This is a genomic window from Ruegeria sp. H6 (genome assembly GCF_056532975.1).
The window spans coordinates 36,702-55,552 of record NZ_JBQFOA010000007.1; the positions used below are offsets into that span (position 1 = coordinate 36,702).

The 18,851-nt window shown below is 58.7% G+C and carries 18 protein-coding genes; 8 read left to right on the forward strand and 10 right to left on the reverse strand.

Annotated elements, in window-relative coordinates; genetic code table 11:
• Positions 1-34: 34 nt before the first annotated feature.
• Genes ACR0AG_RS13265 through ACR0AG_RS13285 form a run of 5 tightly spaced genes read right to left on the reverse strand, consistent with a single transcriptional unit; the run spans position 35 to position 5,256 of the window.
• Entirely contained in the window at positions 35-577 is a 543-nt protein-coding gene (locus tag ACR0AG_RS13265; RefSeq protein WP_480839584.1) for an RSP_2648 family PIN domain-containing protein, read from the reverse strand.
• Positions 574-1,776, reverse strand: coding sequence for an RSP_2647 family RNA methyltransferase (locus ACR0AG_RS13270; protein WP_480839586.1), 1,203 nt, complete (start codon positions 1,774-1,776; stop codon positions 574-576). The genes ACR0AG_RS13265 and ACR0AG_RS13270 overlap by 4 nt, the downstream gene beginning before the upstream one ends.
• Before the next feature lie 42 nt (positions 1,777-1,818).
• A complete protein-coding gene (locus ACR0AG_RS13275) occupies positions 1,819-2,091 on the reverse strand; it encodes a hypothetical protein (protein ID WP_480839588.1) in 273 nt (90 codons plus the stop codon).
• On the reverse strand, positions 2,075-4,870 hold the full coding sequence (locus tag ACR0AG_RS13280) for a [protein-PII] uridylyltransferase family protein (protein ID WP_480839590.1): 2,796 nt from the start codon (positions 4,868-4,870) through the stop codon (positions 2,075-2,077). The genes ACR0AG_RS13275 and ACR0AG_RS13280 overlap by 17 nt, the downstream gene beginning before the upstream one ends.
• Positions 4,867-5,256, reverse strand: coding sequence for a DUF4440 domain-containing protein (locus tag ACR0AG_RS13285; protein WP_480839592.1), 390 nt, complete (start codon positions 5,254-5,256; stop codon positions 4,867-4,869). Before ACR0AG_RS13285 ends, ACR0AG_RS13280 begins: the two co-directional genes overlap by 4 nt.
• A gap of 151 nt (positions 5,257-5,407) precedes the next feature.
• On the opposite strand from ACR0AG_RS13285, the gene ACR0AG_RS13290 reads away from it, so the two are divergent.
• The 5 genes from ACR0AG_RS13290 to ACR0AG_RS13310 all read left to right on the forward strand — a co-directional run bounded on the left by ACR0AG_RS13290 (position 5,408) and on the right by ACR0AG_RS13310 (position 9,247).
• Positions 5,408-5,827 (forward strand): DUF2852 domain-containing protein, encoded by a 420-nt coding sequence (locus ACR0AG_RS13290; protein WP_480839594.1) that lies wholly within the window; start codon positions 5,408-5,410, stop codon positions 5,825-5,827.
• Between the two features lie 67 nt (positions 5,828-5,894).
• Positions 5,895-6,326 (forward strand): RDD family protein, encoded by a 432-nt coding sequence (locus tag ACR0AG_RS13295; RefSeq protein ID WP_480839596.1) that lies wholly within the window; start codon positions 5,895-5,897, stop codon positions 6,324-6,326.
• 77 nt (positions 6,327-6,403) lie between these two features.
• Positions 6,404-7,228 (forward strand): arginyltransferase, encoded by an 825-nt coding sequence (locus tag ACR0AG_RS13300; RefSeq protein WP_480839598.1) that lies wholly within the window; start codon positions 6,404-6,406, stop codon positions 7,226-7,228.
• A 6-nt stretch (positions 7,229-7,234) separates the two neighbouring features.
• Entirely contained in the window at positions 7,235-7,624 is a 390-nt protein-coding gene (locus tag ACR0AG_RS13305) for a VOC family protein (RefSeq protein WP_480839600.1), read from the forward strand.
• A gap of 267 nt (positions 7,625-7,891) precedes the next feature.
• The gene (locus tag ACR0AG_RS13310; protein WP_480839602.1) at positions 7,892-9,247 is read left to right on the forward strand and encodes a dicarboxylate/amino acid:cation symporter; all 1,356 of its coding nucleotides are present in this window, start codon (positions 7,892-7,894) and stop codon (positions 9,245-9,247) included.
• Between the two features lie 42 nt (positions 9,248-9,289).
• Here ACR0AG_RS13310 and ACR0AG_RS13315 read toward each other — a convergent pair whose 3' ends face one another.
• From ACR0AG_RS13315 to ACR0AG_RS13325, 3 genes are all read right to left on the reverse strand, one after another.
• A complete protein-coding gene (locus tag ACR0AG_RS13315; protein WP_480839604.1) occupies positions 9,290-11,644 on the reverse strand; it encodes a TRAP transporter large permease in 2,355 nt (784 codons plus the stop codon).
• 17 nt (positions 11,645-11,661) lie between these two features.
• Complete coding sequence (locus tag ACR0AG_RS13320) at positions 11,662-12,588, reverse strand: TRAP transporter small permease subunit (RefSeq protein ID WP_480839606.1); 927 nt, start codon at positions 12,586-12,588, stop codon at positions 11,662-11,664.
• A 118-nt stretch (positions 12,589-12,706) separates the two neighbouring features.
• Positions 12,707-13,789: a TRAP transporter substrate-binding protein gene (locus ACR0AG_RS13325; RefSeq protein WP_480839608.1), complete on the reverse strand. Its 1,083-nt coding sequence runs from the start codon at positions 13,787-13,789 to the stop codon at positions 12,707-12,709.
• A gap of 247 nt (positions 13,790-14,036) precedes the next feature.
• On the opposite strand from ACR0AG_RS13325, the gene ACR0AG_RS13330 reads away from it, so the two are divergent.
• From ACR0AG_RS13330 to ACR0AG_RS13340, 3 genes are all read left to right on the forward strand, one after another.
• Entirely contained in the window at positions 14,037-15,461 is a 1,425-nt protein-coding gene (locus ACR0AG_RS13330; protein WP_480839611.1) for a cache domain-containing protein, read from the forward strand.
• Positions 15,461-16,105 carry a response regulator transcription factor gene (locus ACR0AG_RS13335; RefSeq protein ID WP_480839613.1) on the forward strand — a complete coding sequence of 215 codons (645 nt, stop codon included), beginning with the start codon at positions 15,461-15,463 and terminating at the stop codon, positions 16,103-16,105. Before ACR0AG_RS13330 ends, ACR0AG_RS13335 begins: the two co-directional genes overlap by 1 nt.
• A 253-nt stretch (positions 16,106-16,358) precedes the next feature.
• On the forward strand, positions 16,359-17,090 hold the full coding sequence (locus tag ACR0AG_RS13340; protein WP_480839615.1) for an NAD-dependent epimerase/dehydratase family protein: 732 nt from the start codon (positions 16,359-16,361) through the stop codon (positions 17,088-17,090).
• Between the two features lie 226 nt (positions 17,091-17,316).
• Here ACR0AG_RS13340 and ACR0AG_RS13345 read toward each other — a convergent pair whose 3' ends face one another.
• Positions 17,317-17,691: a bleomycin resistance protein gene (locus ACR0AG_RS13345; protein WP_480839617.1), complete on the reverse strand. Its 375-nt coding sequence runs from the start codon at positions 17,689-17,691 to the stop codon at positions 17,317-17,319.
• A gap of 42 nt (positions 17,692-17,733) precedes the next feature.
• The gene (locus ACR0AG_RS13350; protein WP_480839619.1) at positions 17,734-18,579 is read right to left on the reverse strand and encodes a HalD/BesD family halogenase; all 846 of its coding nucleotides are present in this window, start codon (positions 18,577-18,579) and stop codon (positions 17,734-17,736) included.
• Positions 18,580-18,851: the final 272 nt, after the last annotated feature.

Below are 18,851 nucleotides of genomic sequence, written 5' to 3' on the forward strand. Positions count from 1 at the left end.
CGCGCCATGCTTTGCGAGATGAAAAGGCTCCCAGCTAGGCGGCCAGGGCCTTGCCCAGCTTTGGCAGGCGCGCCTTTTTCATCAACCCGCGCAAGTTCCAGACATCACCTGACAGCCGGTTTGCCTGCCCCAGAACCCGTGTCGCGAGTGTTTCTATGCCTTGAGGATCATCTTCCCAAAACCCACGCAGCAGGGTGTCGGGGTCGCGGCGGTCCAATCCTTCTTCGGCGAGGATATTGCGTGGGAAATCCTTGGCGTTCATCGTGACGATCAAGTCGGCCGAGGACGCAATCGCCGTTGCCAACACGTGAATGTCGGCGCTGTCGGGAAGCCAAAGACGCTGTTCCAATCCCCCATCGTGGCGCTGTTCCGCCCGGGGCCATTGGGTTTGGGTCAGGGCAATTTCGGCGCGGGCCTGCACCTCGCCCTCGGGACCGAGCTTGCGGGCGGCGCGGGCCCATTCTTCGAGGATTCGCGCGGACCAGACCGGAGTGAAATGGCCAAGTGCCGCTGCGCCCAGCAACATCTCTCGCATCACCGTCGGGTAGATGACGCAGGTATCCAGAACGGCCTTCATAGACGGAAGAATACCGCCTTGAGGTACCCGCTTTCCGCCAGTTGCGGCAATTGCGGATGATCCGGTCCGGCAAAGCCCGTGTGGATCAGTTGCGCCTGACGTCCGGCCCGCCCGATACCGCGCGCCGAGGCGTCGCGAAACCGGCCCAAATCGGCCGCGTGAGAGCAAGAACATAGGCCCAGATAACCGCCCGGCTTTACCAATGGCGCGGCAAGGCGCGCAACGCGTTCATAGGCGCGCAAACCCGCATCGAGCGCTTGTTTTGACGGGGCAAAGGCCGGCGGATCGCAGATGACCACATCGAACCGGGCACCTTCTGCGCCCAGTTGGGTCAGCACGTCGAACGCATCGCCTTGCCGCGCCTGAAATCGGCTTTCAAAGCCCGAGGCGCTGGCCCCTTGTGTCGCCAGATCCAGCGCCGCAGCAGAGCCATCGACGCAGACCGCATGGGCCGCACCGCCTGCCAGCATGGCCAGACCAAAACCGCCCACATGGCTGAATACGTCCAGCACCTGTGCCTCTGCGCCAACCAGCCGCGCCGCAAAAGCATGGTTGGGACGCTGGTCATAGAACAGGCCAGTCTTCTGACCCCCGGTCAGGTCCGCCATATAGGTTGCGCCGTTCATAGGCACGGGCAAAGGCGCATCCGGGGCCGTGCCGCGCAGGGTATGGTTCTGATCATCCAAACCTTCGAGCCCGCGTGTGCGACCCGATGCGTTTTTGAGAACGGTTTTGATCCCGGTGACTTTGATCAATGCGTCGGTCAGCAAATCGAGACGTTCCTCGGCCCAGGCGGCGTTGGGCTGGATGACACAGGCATCGCCAAAGCGGTCGATGATGACACCGGGAAACCCATCCGCCTCGGCGTGGACCAGCCGGTAATACGGCGCATCAAACAACTGTTCGCGCATCTGCAGAGCGCGGTGCAGGCGGGTTTCGAACCATTCGGCGTTCAGTTGCGTGTCAAGGTCGCGATCCAACACCCGGCACATGATCTTTGAATTTGGATTGACCGCCACCAACGCGATCGGCGCGCGTTTGTCGTCTTCGAGAATGGCCAGCGCACCGGCGGCAATCTTGCGCGTGCGGCGATCCGTGACGATGTCATTGGCATAGACCCAGGGAATGCCATGGCGCAGGCCGCGCGCGTTGGCTTTGGGCTTGAGACGGATGCGGGGGGGATCGGCGGTTTGGGTCATGCCCGCCCTCTTAGTCGCGTTCGCGCGGGCGGGAAAGCCCTGTTATCGGTTGCGGGCGCGCCACCCTCCGCGACGTTTGGGCGTTCTTGCAGTCTCAAGCCCTTCTTTCAGAACCTGTGTCATGGGATGGTCAACGGCTTGTGCGGAATATGCGGCGTGCAGCGCGGTCAAAGCCTGTTGCTGGTCGCGATCTTCTGGCAGGGACAGAGCCCAATCCAGAAAAATGCTACGGCATTCGGGCAGTGCGATGCCATCTATGCGATAGGCCTCGCGGATCAGGCCCTTTGGATCGTTGGGATCATTGCTGCGTGCCATCCTGCCCCTCCTGCACCGCTGCACCGATCAGGTCAGCGGCGGTTGTGTAACTGTCGTGCAATGCCGCCTGCAAATCACCGACCTGCGCGAACCCCGTGGCCCGGCAAAGAAAGGCTGCTCCGCCTTCGCCGATCTTGTCCGCTTCGATCACCTTGCCCGACAGCAGACGCTCGGCGCATTGCACGGACCAACATAGATCATAGGAGTGCCCGAGGCTTTGCGCCCCGGCGACATCCAACAATCCAACCGCGACCGCGCCATCAAGCCCGGCGTGAACATCCCGATCCGCGCTGCCCGACAGCAAAGCCCCCGTCTGCGCGATGAGTTCGATATCCATCATGCGACCAGGACCGTTTTTTGCGTCCCAGATACCCGCTGGCGCTTTGGCCGCGGCCAGACGATCTCGCATCTCGGCCACTTCGCGCAGCACCTGAGCCCGGTCACGCGGATGGTGCAACAGCTCGGTGCGGAAATTTTCGATATCGGCTGCCAGACCACTGTCGCCGGCTATGACTTGCGCCCGCGTCAGGGCCAGATGTTCCCAGACCCATGCCTCGTTTTGCTGGTAATTGGTGAAACTGGCCCAGCTGGTAGCAACGGGCCCCTGATTGCCTGACGGGCGCAGGCGCATATCCACCTCGTAGAGCCGCCCCTGAGACATCGGGGCTGACAGCGCGGTGATCAATGCCTGCGTGAAGCGGGCATAATATGTACGCGTTGCCAGGGGCTTGCGCCCGTCCGACATATCCTGATCCAGAGGATCATAGATGACGATCAAGTCCAGATCGGATTGCGAGTTGATCTGCCCTGCCCCCAACGATCCCATACCCAGAACCGCCGCCCCCCGACCCGGGGCCGGTCCGTGCTTGGCGGCAAAGTTCTGTTCCACACAAGGAAGGATCGCCGCGATGACCGCGCGCGCAAGGTCGGCATATTGCTGGCCCGCCTGCGCGCTGTCGATCAGCCCGCGCAAGTGATGCACCCCGACCCGGAAATGCCATTCCTTGCACCAGCGCCGGGCGAAATCCAGTTGCGTTTCATAGTCGGTTTCGGTTGTAAGCGCCTCGGCCAATTCGGCTTGCAGCGTGGTCTGTCCCGGCCAGTCGGTGAAAAAGCTGCCGCCGATCACCGCGTCAAATACCGAGGCATTGCGCGACAGGTGCGAGGCCAAGGCGTGTGACGTCCCCACGATATCGACCAACAGGTCGATCAGATGCGGGTTGGCCTCGAACAGGGAAAACAACTGCACGCCTGCGGGCAGATCGGCCAAAAAACCGTCCAGCGCCAACAGCGCCTCCTCCGGTTTCGCGGTTTTGGCCAGTCGGGACAGAAGTTCGGGCTTCAGACGCTCGAATATCCGGGCGCCGCGTTGGGACCGAAGGGCCGGATAGGTCGGCCACCGGGCCAGCACGCCACTGTCGAACGTGACCTCTGGTGCCGCCGGGGCCGGCGCGGCGTGGCCCGGGGCAAAGAACCCCTCGGTCAACTCGTGGACCTCGGTCAGGCGTTGCCGCAAATCCGAGGTCAGCGCCTCACTGCTGATCCCCATCAGACAGGCCACACGCTCGATCCCGTCTTCGGATTTTGGCACCTTATGTGTCTGGGCGTCGTGGATCATCTGAATGCGATGTTCGACCTCGCGATGGGCGCGGTAATGGTCGGTGAGTTTCCGGGCCACGTCTTCGGGCACCCAATCTTTTGCCGACAGCGCGGCAAGGCCCGGCACCGTGCCGCGGAGGCGCAGTTCAGGATCACGCCCACCGGCAATCAATTGCCGGGTCTGGGTGAAAAACTCGATCTCACGTATCCCGCCCTGCCCCAGTTTCATGTCATGTCCAGGAATGGACAACGCGCCGCCGGTGCCTTTGTTTTCCCGAATGCGCAGGCGCATGTCATGGGCATCCTGAATGGCCGCGAAATCCAGATGCCGCCGCCAGACAAAGGGGCGCAGCGCCTCCAGAAACCGGTCCCCGGCGGCAATATCCCCGGCGCAAGGCCGCGCCTTGATATATGCCGCGCGTTCCCAGGTGCGGCCCAGGCTTTCATAGTACCGCTCTGCCGCCTCCATCGCGATACAGACCGGGGTGACCGCAGGGTCGGGCCGCAGCCTCAGATCGGTGCGAAAGACATAGCCATCCGCGGTCTTGTCGCTGAGCGTGGCGCAGAAATTCCGCGTGGCCCGCACCATGCCGTGGCGGGCATCGTAAAAGTCGTCCGGATCAAACCGGGTTTCGTCAAATAGAACGATCAGGTCGATGTCCGAGCTATAGTTCAGCTCGTGCGCGCCCATCTTACCCATGGCCAGAATGACCATACCTGCTGCCGTTTCGACATCATCGGCGGTCATCCCCGGCAATCTGCCCCGCCGGATCAGGTTGGCAATCTCGGCCTTGGCGGCAATATCCGCAGCCAAAGCGCCAAAATCAGTCAGGACCGTCGTAACGGTTTCAAGCGGCCAGGCCCCCGCGATATCCGCCAGGGCGGTCAGCAAAGCAATCCGGCGCTTGGCCTGCCGCAATCCCGGTTTCAACTGATCGGGCGGCAGATCGCGGGCGGCCTGCATCTCGGCCGCCAATGCATGATCGGGATCGTCCAGTGCCTGCGGCATCCAATCGCGTTCGCGCTCGATCAGGCCCTTGAGATAAGGGCTGGTGCCCGCAACCCCTGTGATCAAGGCCGCCTGATCAGGCCCCAAATCGCCCACAAGCGCGCTGGTTTCCGCGCCCAGAGCCGCGTCAAAGGCGCGCGGCACGCGCGTGACACGCAACGGGCCTGTCATGGGCGTTCTACCGGCGTGTCCTGGCTGAAGCTGTTGACCCAAACGTCATTCCGCCGCTCCCACAAGGATGAGATCAGCATCGCCTCCCATCCGGATTGGTTCGGGCGCAGGTAATCCGCGCGGTAGGACAGCAGCACGATATCGGGGCCAAGCACGCGCAGTCGCGTTTCGCTCAGCTCGTATTTGGCCATCGTCGGCGCATCGGCAAACTGGCCCACATGGTCATCCCGGTTGGCAAATCCGGTCGGATAAACACCCAGAAAATCCGGGCTCAGCAACGCCCGATCAGCCTGGGCATCGCCTTCGACCAACGCCGACCAGACCTGCCGTTCCAAAGCAAGGATATCGTCGAGACTCGGAGGAGATTTGTGTTCACTTATCTGCATATGCGGAACCTGCGCCCGATCCCGTTCGGCGTCAACCGATTGGCGTGCGCGAGAAAATGTAAATCTTTTTCACATACCCCCTTGCAAGCCACGGATTGGCACCCCACCTAGGGAATGTAAACAACATTTACATTAACCCGGAGACCACAACATGACCGCATTGTCCGACACCGCCGTCCCGCAGAACCCAGGTTGGCTTTACCGCGCCGAGGCCTGGCTGGATAGCAAGGGCAAAGGGGCCTGGATCGCCGCAATGGTCCTTGGCTTTATCTTTTTCTGGCCCGTTGGGCTGGCCTTTCTGGCTTATATGATCTGGAGCAAACGCATGTTCAGCAAATCCTGCAGCCGTCGTACCAACTGGAACAGCCACATGACGGCGATGAAACCGTCGGGCAACAGCGCCTTTGACGCCTACAAATCCGACACGCTGGCCCGTCTTGAGCGTGAGCAAAAGGACTTCGAGGCTTTCCTGCACCGCCTGCGCGAAGCCAAGGACAAGGCCGAGTTCGATCAGTTCATGGACGAACGCGCCCGCGACAATCGCGACGACAAGGATGGCGAGACCGCCTGATGCAAACTTGCCCTGCCCCGGAAATCGGGACAGGGTTCTTTATCACTTTTCAATTGGACCACCCTGAATGACTCATCTTCCCGATCCCGACAGACAGCCGGAATTCTATCAATCCGTCGCGACCAAAAGGTTTGTCGCCTGGCTGTTCGATATCGCCTTTATCTCATTGCTGTGCACGGTCGCGATTTTGTTCACCGCAGGGCTTGGCCTGTTCATTTTTGCCTTCATCTACGGCGTGGTCAGTTTCATCTATCGCGTCGTTACGATCTCGAACGGATCAGCTACGTTGGGAATGCGGTTCATGGGTGTCGAATTACGCGATGCCTTCGGTGAACGGATGGATACCGGCAAAGCGGTGGCCCACACCGCAGGTTACTTTGTCAGCATGGCCTTTCCGATCTTGCAGATTATCTCGGTCATCATGATGCTGACCAATGCCCGTGGACAGGGTCTCACCGACTCGGTTCTGGGAACGGTTCTGATCAACCGCCGGGCCTGAAACTGTGATCGCGTGAATCACTTGGCGGGCCCAGAAACCGTTGCTATCATCCCCCTTGCGGGAAACTTGGGACCTTCATGCGACACACCCTTCCAATTGCGCCACAGTTCTATGTGACGGCTCCTCAGCCCTGCCCTTACCTTGAGGGCAGGATGGAGCGTAAGCTGTTCACGGCCTTGCAGGGTGAAGGCGCGGACCAGTTGAACAATTGCCTGTCCCAACAGGGCTTTCGGCGATCCCAGAACGTCCTGTATCGCCCGTCCTGCACCGAATGTTCGGCCTGCCTGTCGGCGCGCATCGATGTGTCGGCCTTTCGCCCCAGCAAAAGCCAGAAGCGGGTTTTGCGGCGCAATTCCTACCTGAAACGCCGGGCGACCTCGCCCTGGGCAACCGACGAACAGTTCGATCTGTTCCGCCGGTACCTGGATGCGCGCCATGCGGATGGTGGTATGGCAGACATGGACGTGTTCGAATTCGCCGCCATGATCGAAGAGACACCGATCCGCAGTCGCGTTGTGGAATATGCTGACCCCGAAACCGAAGAGTTGATCGCCGTCAGCCTCACCGATGTCTTGGATGACGGGCTGAGCATGGTTTACTCGTTCTACGACCCCACGCTGCATGCGGATTCGCTGGGCACCTACATGATCCTCGATCATATCGAGATCGCGCGCGAGGCCGGTCTTCCCTATGTCTATCTGGGCTATTGGGTCCCCGGCAGCCCCAAGATGGGCTACAAAGCCAAGTTTTCAGGCTTTCAGGCCTATGTGCTGGGCGAATGGCAGGAAATCAAGAATCCCGACCGGTTCGCGGATGCGACGCATCATCCGCTTTCGTCTCCGCCCATTGCCGAGCAAGTGGCAAATATCCAACTGCCAGATCGTCACCCGACCAAAGGCTGACACAGGATGCGGCAGAGCCTGCACGCCGTCACGCTGGTGGTTCCGGACTACGATGCGGCGATTGCCTTCTATACCTCTGCGCTGAATTTCACACTGGTGAAAGATATTGATTTGGGCGGAGGCAAACGTTGGGTTCTTGTTGCCCCGCCCGGAGGCAACGGAGCCGCGCTTTTGCTAGCAAAAGCGCGCGGTGCGACCCAGTCAAAGGCCATCGGCAACCAGACCGGAGGACGAGTCGGGTTTTTCCTTGAGACTGACGATTTTCACCGCGATCATGCGGCCATGTTGAAGGCTGGCGTCGTGTTCGAGGAACAGCCCAGGGTCGAGGTTTACGGAACCGTCGCGGTCTGGAACGACCCGTTTGGCAACCGTTGGGACTTGATTGAGTTTTCTTAATCTTGAGTTAATGATATCTTTTTGTGATTTAAAAACAATTTGATACACCTCTACCCTAATGTGATCCACGGGGTTTGAGCGGCTGAAACGCCTCGATATACACCCCATCAAACCGCGTGCGGTTGAAACCTTACGTGGCGTCACCAGATTGGGCCAGCATCTTCATTAACGCCTCGCCTGCAGGTGCAGGACGTTTTCAGAATGCGCAGTTTCTTGTTCGACGGCAGGCCCCCAACCTGCTGTCGCCGTGTTTTAGGAGGGGAAATTATGGTGAACGCCGCACGCCGACTGGTTTCGGCCAACCTGACAACGCAGATCCTGATCGCCTTGGCGCTGGGATCCATCCTGGGACTGGTTCTCAACCACCTGAGCATTCCTGCATTGCAGGTGCATCTGGTGGATGGCGCCTTGTCCATGGTTGGACGGATGTTTCTGAACGCCCTGCAAATGCTGGTCGTACCGCTGGTGGTTTTTTCCCTTCTGTGTGGTGTGGTTGGTATTGGCGACGTCAAACTGCTGGGCCGCGTGGGCAGCATGACGTTTGTCACCTATCTGGCCACCACCGCCTTGGCCGTTATCACTGCGTTGGTCTTTGCCACGCTCATCGGACCCGGCAAGGGGTTTGAAAGCATGCACCTGGCCGCGGACGGTGTCGAAACGATGCTGCCCAACCAGACCACATGGGATATTCTGGCCAACATCATCCCGCGCAACCCGGTGCAGGCCCTGGCAAACGGAGAGATGTTGCAGATCATCTTCTACGTGATCGTCGTCGGCATTGCAGTGCTGATGATGGGATCCCGCGCCAAGGCTTTTGTCGAAGGCTGTGAATTCATGAACGAGCTGGCGATGAAAATCGTCGGGATCGTCATGGCCTTTGCGCCGATCGGCGTGTTCTGCCTGATCGCGCGGACCTTTGCGCTGGAAGGGTTCGGCCTGTTTGCACCCGTCATCGGCTATCTGACCACGATCAGCCTGACGCTGGTGTTCCACCTGTGTGTGACACTGATGGCGTTGCTGTATTTCGTCACCGGGCTGAGCCCGCGCGTTTTCCTGCGCAAAATCCGCTCGGCCCAGGTGTTCGCGTTTTCGACCTCAAGCTCGAACGCGACGATCCCGGCCACCATGCAGTGCGCGACACAGCGGATCGGCGTGGATCGTTCGGTTGCGGCCTTCGGCATTCCGCTGGGTGCCACGATCAACATGGACGGCACAGCCATCATGCACGGGGTCGCCACGGTCTTTCTGGCCAATGCCTATGGCATTGAACTCGGGCTGGCAGGCTATCTGACGGTGATCTCGATCTCGGTCCTGGCCTCGATCGGTACGGCTGGCGTCCCCGGTGTTGGCATCGTCATGCTGGCGATGGTTCTGAACCAGCTGGGCATGCCGCTGGAAGGGATCGGCATCATCCTAGCCGTCGACCGGATCATCGACATGATGCGCACGGTTGTGAACATCACGGGCGATGCGGTTGTAACGACGATCGTGGGCCAAAAGACCGGCAAACTGGATCAGAGCGTGTTCGACAATCCCGATGCAGGTCGGATCGATTTCTCGGAATTGGAAGTCGATCACGAAACAGAGCAGGCCTTTGCAAGGATCACGCATCCCCAGACCTGAAACTGAAAGGAGGCCCGGTGAGGCCTCCTTTTTTTCGTTGGATCAGTTCGGGATCAAATCCGGAACGATTGTCACGATTGTCGGGAAGAACCACAGGATCGCAATCCCGACCACCTGAATGATCACAAATGGGATGATCCCGCGATAGATATGCCCTGTCGTGACCTCTTTCGGGGCAACCCCGCGCAGATAGAACAGCGCAAATCCGAACGGTGGCGTCAGGAACGAGGTCTGCAGGTTCACCGCAACCATGATGGTCACCCATTTCGGATCGAACGACCCGCCATAGATCACCGGCCCGACAATCGGGATCACGATGTAGATGATCTCAAGGAAGTCCAGCACAAAGCCCAGAATGAACAGCACCAGCATCACGATCAGGAAGACCGTGAACTCGTTGTCAAAGCTCCGCAGGAACTGCTGGATGTAATGCTCCCCACCGAACGAGATCACCACAAGGTTCAGCAACTGCGACCCGATCAGGATAGTAAAGACCATCGAGGTCACCTTGGCCGTCTCGCGCACAACCGGCGTCAGAACGCCACCTGAATACAGAACCCAGCAGGCAAAGATCAGGCCGAACACCGCATAGAGATAGGCAGAATAGGCGACAATGAAGGCGATCCAGCTTTCGACCGAGACGTTTTCCTGGTTGATGCGCAGGTCAAAGTTCACGCCCATCAACAGGGCAATGATCACCGCGAAGGTTGACCAGATGATCACCCGACCCGACAATCCCTGATCCTGCAGCTTGCGATAGGCCGCCAGCATGATGGCACCACCCGCACCCAATGCCGCAGCAGGGGTCGGGTTGGTCACACCACCCAGGATCGAGCCCAACACGGCAATGATCAGAACCAGCGGCGGGAAAACCACCCGGATCAGGTCATTTGTCGCGCATCGCGCTGCGGCCTCTTTGCAGCCATACATGGCCAGGGCAAACGGAATGGCGAGGATCAGGAATGTGGCCCCCGAAGACGTTGTGGGCGACACAAACAGGATGTCGGCCAACAACATCAGCACCAATCCAATGCCGCCGACCATCAAAGGCTGCGGCGATTTCGACGGTGCGATACCACGCCCCAGGACCAGGGTCAGACCCAGCAGGATAGCCAGGACTGCGACACCGTTGCCAATCGGGGCTGCGGCCTCGATCTTGGCTTGCTGCGCAGCGGCCAGTTCCTCTTCGCTCAGGCGTTGTGATTCCGAGGCTCCGCCTGCGGCATCAATTGCCTCCTGCTCGGCCACCGCCTGATCCCAGGCGGATTGTCCGTGCAGCTCGATCATCGCGGCCTGACATTCAGGCGAGACATTCGTGCGCAGGGATGCACCTTCGGAAATGTCCGAGAAGGCCGAGACCGAGACGTTCTGGCTGCCGATTACGCCTGCGCTGCCCAGAAGCAACGCACCAACGATCAGGCCGACCGGTGCACCCAGCAGCCAGATCAGCCCTTCCGAGCGGGTGATCGTCTCACCCGTGCCGCCCGACAGTTCGACCGCCGGGGCCTTTTCCGGGTTCAGCAAGGCATAGCCAAAGGCATACAGCGCATAGAGCAGTGCCAACATGATCCCCGGCAGCAACGCGGCCTGGAACAGCGTACCCACTGAAACCACGGCAGGCTCGCCCAGATAGGTCAGCGCGTCCGTACACCCGGCCTCGACCGCGCGCGTTTCCTGTGCCGTTGAATACAGGTCACCGGCCAGCGTACCCAGCAGAACGATCACAATCGAAGGCGGAATGATCTGCCCCAGCGTACCAGAGGCCGCGATCACACCTGTGGCCAGTTCCGGCGAATAGTTGTTGCGCAGCATGGTCGGCAGGGCCAGCAAGCCCATGGTCACCACGGTCGCGCCCACAATCCCGGTCGAGGCTGCCAGAAACGCGCCCACAACCACAATCGACACGGCCAGACCGCCCGGCAGCGGCCCAAAGACACGCGCCATCGTGGTCAGCAGATCGTTTGCGATCTTCGAGCGTTCCAGTGTGATGCCCATCAGAACGAACATCAGAACCGCCAGAAGGGTTTCGATGGATTGCCCGGCCAGAACGCGTTCGTTCATACGGTTGACGATAAAGGATACGTTGCGGTCCAGCGCGGTTTCCCAACCCGAGGGGAAGACAGGCTCGCCTATCCTGGGCAAATCCGGGTATCGGAACACGGATATCACATCCGGTTTCACCCCCGCGTTGATCAGATCTCGATAGGCCGTCGAACTGGTGTCGATGGCCTGGTGGATCAACAACCCTGCGCTGTCCAGCGCGGCGATGATTCCGAATGAGATCACCCCGGCCCCACCGATGGCAAAGGCCACCGGAAAGCCGGAAAGAATGCCTCCGAAAAGGCAGAAGAATACGATTATGAGGCCGATTTCGACGCCATCAAGTCCGAATAACATAGTCTGGGTCTCCGTCCCTAATGTGCGCCTTCATAGGCTTCTTCACCCTCGCCAAGGCTGTCCTTGTCGAGGTGTTTTCCAACGCTCTCCGGTCCTTCGACATATTCCAGATAGGACCGATAGAGGAATGCGATAGCGTGCAGGAATACCATGCCTGCAAAGGCCACCAGCAGGATTTTGAACAGGAAATAGGCGTTGAACCCGTTGGGGCTGAAGCCGATGGTTTCCACGTTCCAGCGCAGCGCGCGGGACTTGGCCATCAGCCGGTCCAGTGTGTCGCTGGCCGATGGTTTCGGCACGATCAGGTGCCGCCACATGAAGTACCAGCCATACATCCAAGTCAGCACGGCCATGGGCATCATAAACAACATCGCGCCAAGCATATCGATCACGCGTTTGGCCCGGTGACTGATGCCTGCATAGATCAGGTCAACGCGCACATGACCGCCCTGCACAAATGTGTATGTGCAGCACAGGCAGACAACCATCGCGTTGTAAAGCTTAAGTTCCTCGGCGAACCAACTGATATCCATCTGAAAAGGGATACCAAAGCCAAAGGACATATCGGGACGGGTAAAGACCCGCTGCATGAAAACAATCACGATCTGCTGGATGACCATCAGCAACCCGGCCCAGGCAAAAAAGCGGCCTGTCGTGTTTGCAAACCCCTCCAACACGCGGACGATGCCCCACATGAAGTTCCGATAGTAAAGGCCAACTGCGGTCAGCACCAGAAACAGGGTGAAGATCACAAAGAAGAACTCAACCGAACCGCCGTAGTAGACGAACCGCATGATCGCTTCTTTGTCAGACCAATTCAGCCAGAGCTGCGGATGCGTGATGGCGTATCCGAAATTATAGAAAGCTTCGGCGATGTTTTGGATGAACCAGATCAGTCCATTCCACAGGGCGCCGAAGAACGAGATGCCGTTTTCGTCCTGCATATTGTCCCCAGGTCCTCTCGGTTGCGCGTGTGATTATTGCAGATTGTCCAGTCTGCTGCCCGCGCAACGGGAAAGGCCCCCCTGCGACGCAGGGGAACCCATTTTCTTGATCTCTGCCTTAGCCGCGTACGCGGTCACGCTCGGCGGTGTAGACGCCCGACGACAGGTTGTTCCAGGCCGAGGATTCAGCCATCGACTTCATCGCGCTGTCGTGGATGCGCGCGAACAGCTCGTCACCCATGTACTGGTCCAGAACTTCCTGGCTGGCTTTGCCGAAGGCATCCCAGACGGGCTGTGGGAATTCCATGACCTTGACGCCAGCGGCCTGCAGACGCTGCAGCGCCGCACCGTTGTTGGCCAGGAATTGTGCCAGGTTCCACTGGTGGCATTCCGCAGCTGCGATCTCGATGATCTTCTGCTGTGCGGCCGACAGGCTGTCATAAACCTCGCGGTTGGTGGCCAGCGACAGACCTGCGCCCGGCTCGTGGAAGCCCGCGGTGTAATAGGTCTTGGTGATCTCCTGGAAACCGGCTTTTTCGTCCGCCCAGGGGCCGATCCACTCGGTTCCGTCAATCGCACCGGACGACAGCGCCTGATACACTTCCGATCCCGGAATGTTCTGCACCGATGCGCCCAGTTTGCCCAGCGCTTCGCCGCCCAGACCGGGCATACGGAACTTCAGGCCGTTGAAATCTTCGGGGCTGTTGATCTCTTTCGAGAACCAGCCACCCGCCTGCGCACCGGTGTTACCAGCCAGGAAGGATTTCAGGCCAAAGATTTCGCCCAGTTCATCATGCAGCTGCATGCCACCGGCGTGGTAGTACCAGTTCACCAGTTCCTGCGCGGTCATGCCAAACGGAACAGCGGTGAAGAACGCATAGCCCGGGTGCTGACCGACAAAGTAGTAGTCGGCGGCGTGGTACATATCAGCCTGACCGGACGACACGGCGTCGAACACTTCGAACGCGCCAACCAGTTCACCGGCAGCTTTGATCTCAACGTTCAGGTTGCCGTCCGACATGGTGGTGATGCTGTCGGCACAACGTTGTGCGCTGTCGAAAACGCCCGCAAGGCCACGGCCCCACGATGTCACCATGGTCAGCGTGCGCTTGCCCTGCGCATATGCCGGTGCTGCCAGTGTGGTGGCTGCAGCAGCCGAGCCGCCCAGTGCTGACGTTTTCAGAAACTTACGACGATCCATATGAGTGATCCTCCCCTACATATTCAACGCCCGGATTCTGTCCGGGGCGATCGTTTACAGTGCGGCCACCCTAAAGACGCGTTAATGAATGTGAATACCTAGTACTGCGTAGACCGGGGGCTTTTTTCGCGGATTTGGCGAGTTTTTCGGCGATTTTTGATCGCTGAGTCAGGGTGACAGACAGCTTGCGACCCGGTAACGCCCAATCCTTTTGCAATTTTCCCGCAGCTTGCGTAACGATTCGACCATGCGAGGATTCCGAAACCTGTTCTCATTGACCTACGCGCAGAAGCTGTCGCTTGTCGCTGCGATCCCGCTGATCCTGGCGGTCGCGGCGATTGCGCTTGTCGTGGCATACGAGTCCCGTGCCACAGCCGAACGGGAAATCCAGGCCCTGGAACGCCGCCTGATTGCGGCCAAGAAGGACGAATTGCGCAATTACGTCACGCAGGCGCGCAACGGCTTTGCCTATATCTACGGTCGCGCGGCACCCGATGACGAACAGGCCAAAAAGGTTGTCTCGCAAATCCTGTCCGCGATGATCTATGGAAAGGACGGGTTCTTTTTTGTCTATGACTACGACGGCAACAACCTTGTCAGCCCGCGGCAGACCGAGTTCATCAACCGCAACTGGGCCGACCTGACCGACAGTGATGGCACGCCAATCGTGAACGAGTTTATTCGTCTCGCCCGCGAAGGCGCAGGGTGGCACACGTTCATGTGGCAAAAGCCGTCGTCCGGGGAAGAAGCGCAAATGATTGCCTATGTCGTCGGTCTGCAAGACTGGCGGTGGGTGGTTGGCACCGGTGTGTTCATCGACGATATCGTGGCAACCGTCGCCAATGCCCGGGCCGAAGTTGAGGCGCGTGTGCAGCGGACATTCATGTATATTGGCGGCATCGTCCTAGCCGCTGTTCTGATCGTTTTCGCTTCGGGGATGCTGCTCAACATCCGCGAGCGTCGCCTGGCGGATGCCAAGCTCAAGGAACTGACGCAGCGCGTCTTTGATGCCCAGGAAGAAGAACGCGGGCGCGTGGCCCGAGAGCTTCACGACGGGATCAGCCAAATTCTGGTCGGCGTTCGCTATGCGTTGGACAATGCGCGCAGGCGGTTGGGTAAAGGTGACGACAAAGGTGCTCAGGTCCCATTGGAAAAAGGGATCGACAGTCTGGGCTCTGCGATCACCGAGGTTCGACGCATCAGCCGCGATCTGCGCCCCGGCGTTCTGGACGATCTGGGGCTGGGCCCTGCCCTCAAGACGCTGACCGACGATTTCCGCGACCGCACCGGGATCGAGACGGAATTCTCGACCGTTGTGTTTCGCAACCGGCTGGATCAGGACAGCAAGATCGCGCTCTATCGTATCGCGCAGGAGGCACTGACCAATATTGAACGCCACGCGGGCGCCTCACGGGTCACCATCGATCTCAGGGGCCACAAGAAGGGGGCCACAATGCGGATTACCGATAACGGGCGGGGCCTGCGCAGCAATTCAAGCCAGATCAACACCGGAATCGGGTTGCGCAACATGCAAGAGCGCATAGAACAGCTGGACGGCTCGTTGCGCATCCTGTCCTCGCGAACCGGCACGGTGATCGAAGCCAGCCTGCCCCTGAGCCACCTGCTGTCTCCGCAGGAAGAATCCACAAGCTCGCGAAAGGCTGGCACCTGATGTCCGATACAATCCGGGTCCTGATCGTTGACGACCATCCCATGGTTGCAGAAGGCATCCAATCCTTGCTGGAAAGCTATGATGAGATCGAGGTTGTCGGCACGTTGTCCAGTGGACAGGAAGCCGTTGACCGGGTCACGCGCCTTTTGCCGGATGTTATCCTGATGGATCTGAACATGCCCGGGCTTGGCGGTCTCAGCGCGACCGAGATCATACTGGAGCGTTTGCCGGAAACGCGCATCCTGATCCTGTCGATGCATGACAGCCCCGAATACATCTCGACCGCGCTCAGCCACGGCGCCAAGGGGTATGTGCTTAAAGATGTACCCACCGATGAGATCAAGCAGGCAATCGATGCAGTCATGCGGGGCGAGCAATACCTGTGCACCGGCGCCAGCGGTTCGCTGAAACCCAAGGCCGAGGACACCCGAGAGGCCCTGACAGGGCGCGAACAAACGATCCTGCTGGAATTGGCGCAAGGCAAATCGAACAAAGAGGTTGCCCGAATTCTGGATATTTCCGTTCGAACCGTGGAAACCCATCGCAAGAACATCAAGCGCAAGCTGGGAATTTCTTCCACTGCGGGCCTGACCAGATACGCCCTGGAACACGGCATGCTTCAGGGAACCGGGCACAGGTTCTGAGGTTTCGGCTTAGCTTTTTCCACACGAAACAGGCGCAGCCCCTCGTATCTTTGGTTCAATGTATCCAGAGGTTTGAAGCAGCTTTCTGCACTGCGGTATTCAACATAGACCCGAGCACCAGGCATTTGTGACCTAAAGACCGGAGCGCGGGACTAAGCTGCCGATGAACAGACCGATTTGAATGTCTTCTTTCCGTTGGCCTTAGGTCGCTCATGGGCTAACCAAGGTGTCGCAGAGGTTTGGGAGAATGATCATGCTGAAGGTGCTTGTAACTGGTTCGTCGGGTCGGATTGGGCGAGCATTTATTACAGCCTATCGTGAGAAGTATGAGTTTGTGCTGACGGATTTGAAGGAACCTGCCCAATCCTTTCCCGAACCACATCGCTTTGAGCAATCTGATCTGTCGGAGGCAAATGCCGCAGCGGACTTGTGCCAAGGCGTGGACACCGTTGTACATCTCGCAGGCGTACCCGACCCGAACGCAGAGTTTGACGATGTGTTGCCTGCCAACATACTGGCGACAACGCACTTGATCGAAGCTGCTCGTCAAGCAAACGTCCGCCGCTTCGTCTTCGCGAGTAGTGCGCAAACCATCGAAGGATACCCCGTAGACCGGCAAATCGTTCCGGGGATGGCTGTTGCTCCGGCCAATCTGTACGGCGTCTCCAAGTGCTATGGGGAAGCCTTATGTTCGCTTTATGCGACCCAGCACGGCATGTCTTGCGTCTCTTTGAGGATAGGGGCGTTTGAGCCTGCCGACGGCCCACCACTTGAAACCCTGCGTGATCTCAGCGCTTGGCTCAGTCATCGCGACGCGACTCATTTGATTGACCGAGCGATACAAGCCGAACTCAAAGGAAGCTTTATTGCGCACGGCATCTCTAACAATCGATTTAAGCGGCTTGATCTAACTGAAACTTGCAAAGTGCTTGGGTACGCACCGCAGGACGACGCCTTTTCGACCTTTCCAATACCATCCGCTTGAAGGCGACGTTCGTTAACGTCGCAGCATCGGTTGAGTTGGGCTCATAGCGGTCTTTTGATAACACAGCGACCTTTGCTTCCTTCTATTTCCCGAAATCTGATGCCAGAAGTTTAAGAGTTTCACCCGAGCAATTTAAAAAGTGTCCTGACGAAACAGCCCAACATCTCTGACGTTCGGCGGTTGGGCGGAACCCAAATCGCGCGGCCCTCGGGGTGCCAAAACGAAATCAGGTGATATCTTCCCCAAAAAAGACCAGCGTTCCGTCTTCGTCCAGCACATGAAACTCTCGCTGGCCGTAAGGCTGATCAAAGGGCGCGCGCACGCGGCCTGTTGGCAGATCGGCCAGACCGGGCTGAAGGCTTTCAAACAACTCATCAATGCCCGACACATCAATATAGAACGACTGTTCTTCCCCCAAAGGTCGCCCATCTTGCCGGGGCGGACATTCCAGCAGACGTATGGCAACCTTGCCAAGGGTCAGGAAAGCGTAATTGTCCTGTCTGAACCCGCAGGCAAAGCCCAAACGGTCACAATAGAAATCAATCTGCTTTTGCAGGGAGCTGCAAAGGACAAACGGGGTTAGATGTAGAATTTGCGCCATAAATCTCTCCTGAAATGCCGCCCCACGTTAACCCGTTTGACCCTAGTCCAACAGAGCGTCCTTTCGATTGCCTTCCCGTTCATAGTGATGAGGCAGAACCCGACCATAGAGCTGCCGCGTGCGCTCGACCCCGCCGCACATGCCCTCGGCCTCGACAAAGGAAAAAATCCCGACATAGCGTTTGCGCGCACCCTCGATCGGTGCAACCCGGTGCAATGAATACCGGCCCTTGAAAATCTGCAGGTCCCCGGGCTGCAAATCCAGTTGGTGTACCGTCTCCATGTTGCCCCCAAGAACCGAGGCTACAGCATCAAAATTCTCTTCCTGCGGGGTACGCAGGTTGGGGACATACTGGAACGCTCCGCCTTGCTCGCCGTTCTGAATGGCCAAGGTGACGGTGAAATTGTTGGTGTCGAAATGCCAGGGAAAGCCCTGCCCTTCTTCGACCACATTCACGATCACATCCGCCAGCGGATCATCGTAGCGAAAGAACTTTTCCGGGCTTTCCCTCAGCGCGTCGCGCACAAAGGGCAAAAACGCAGGATGTTCGTAAATGCGGCGCAACGGGCCAGATTTGGCAAAGTTGTCCGCGGGGACAAACGCATTTGAGCGGTCATAAAACCGCCTGACCGGGTGCCCGACGGCAAAATTGGGGTCATCGCGGGTGAAATACGCGTTGGTCCTGTTGAAGGACCGATAGGCCTTGGGGGCTGCGGCGTCAGCCTCTGCCAGCAAATGTTCAAGCCCCTGTTCATGCACAAAACCGGACAAGACCGCGCAGCCTTCCTGGTCGAGATCGCGATGCAGATCGCTGATCATCTGCGCATAGGCCCGTGAATCCGGGCAATCGATCGGATAACGCCCCAGATCGACAAGATCGTGCAACATGATCTGCCTCCTGTGTTGTTTCGCAACTAGGCCAAGCCTGCCGCAGTGCAAACCCCGCGTCATGCCAATTTCAGACATCGGCCTGACGCTTTCAGACCTGCGATGGCGCCTCGAACCGGGGATCGGCGGCTGATTTTATTAGAAATTTTCGTCATGTGGCATTTTGCGCAACAAAATGTCCAAAAAAACGTGTTTCAGGTTACGAAATTCTTTCAATTGCCTGTTGACGCCCCTTTCCCCCGACCATAATGTCCCCGACAACGCAAAAAGGA

Bases quoted from the DNA above. Each gene is read 5' to 3' on its own strand.
- ACR0AG_RS13265 (WP_480839584.1), bottom strand. From the start codon at position 577: ATGAAGGCCGTTCTGGATACCTGCGTCATCTACCCGACGGTGATGCGA.
- ACR0AG_RS13270 (WP_480839586.1), bottom strand. From the start codon at position 1,776: ATGACCCAAACCGCCGATCCCCCCCGCATCCGTCTCAAGCCCAAAGCC.
- ACR0AG_RS13275 (WP_480839588.1), bottom strand. From the start codon at position 2,091: ATGGCACGCAGCAATGATCCCAACGATCCAAAGGGCCTGATCCGCGAG.
- ACR0AG_RS13280 (WP_480839590.1), bottom strand. From the start codon at position 4,870: ATGACAGGCCCGTTGCGTGTCACGCGCGTGCCGCGCGCCTTTGACGCG.
- ACR0AG_RS13285 (WP_480839592.1), bottom strand. From the start codon at position 5,256: ATGCAGATAAGTGAACACAAATCTCCTCCGAGTCTCGACGATATCCTT.
- ACR0AG_RS13290 (WP_480839594.1), top strand. From the start codon at position 5,408: ATGACCGCATTGTCCGACACCGCCGTCCCGCAGAACCCAGGTTGGCTT.
- ACR0AG_RS13295 (WP_480839596.1), top strand. From the start codon at position 5,895: ATGACTCATCTTCCCGATCCCGACAGACAGCCGGAATTCTATCAATCC.
- ACR0AG_RS13300 (WP_480839598.1), top strand. From the start codon at position 6,404: ATGCGACACACCCTTCCAATTGCGCCACAGTTCTATGTGACGGCTCCT.
- ACR0AG_RS13305 (WP_480839600.1), top strand. From the start codon at position 7,235: ATGCGGCAGAGCCTGCACGCCGTCACGCTGGTGGTTCCGGACTACGAT.
- ACR0AG_RS13310 (WP_480839602.1), top strand. From the start codon at position 7,892: ATGGTGAACGCCGCACGCCGACTGGTTTCGGCCAACCTGACAACGCAG.
- ACR0AG_RS13315 (WP_480839604.1), bottom strand. From the start codon at position 11,644: ATGTTATTCGGACTTGATGGCGTCGAAATCGGCCTCATAATCGTATTC.
- ACR0AG_RS13320 (WP_480839606.1), bottom strand. From the start codon at position 12,588: ATGCAGGACGAAAACGGCATCTCGTTCTTCGGCGCCCTGTGGAATGGA.
- ACR0AG_RS13325 (WP_480839608.1), bottom strand. From the start codon at position 13,789: ATGGATCGTCGTAAGTTTCTGAAAACGTCAGCACTGGGCGGCTCGGCT.
- ACR0AG_RS13330 (WP_480839611.1), top strand. From the start codon at position 14,037: ATGCGAGGATTCCGAAACCTGTTCTCATTGACCTACGCGCAGAAGCTG.
- ACR0AG_RS13335 (WP_480839613.1), top strand. From the start codon at position 15,461: ATGTCCGATACAATCCGGGTCCTGATCGTTGACGACCATCCCATGGTT.
- ACR0AG_RS13340 (WP_480839615.1), top strand. From the start codon at position 16,359: ATGCTGAAGGTGCTTGTAACTGGTTCGTCGGGTCGGATTGGGCGAGCA.
- ACR0AG_RS13345 (WP_480839617.1), bottom strand. From the start codon at position 17,691: ATGGCGCAAATTCTACATCTAACCCCGTTTGTCCTTTGCAGCTCCCTG.
- ACR0AG_RS13350 (WP_480839619.1), bottom strand. From the start codon at position 18,579: ATGTTGCACGATCTTGTCGATCTGGGGCGTTATCCGATCGATTGCCCG.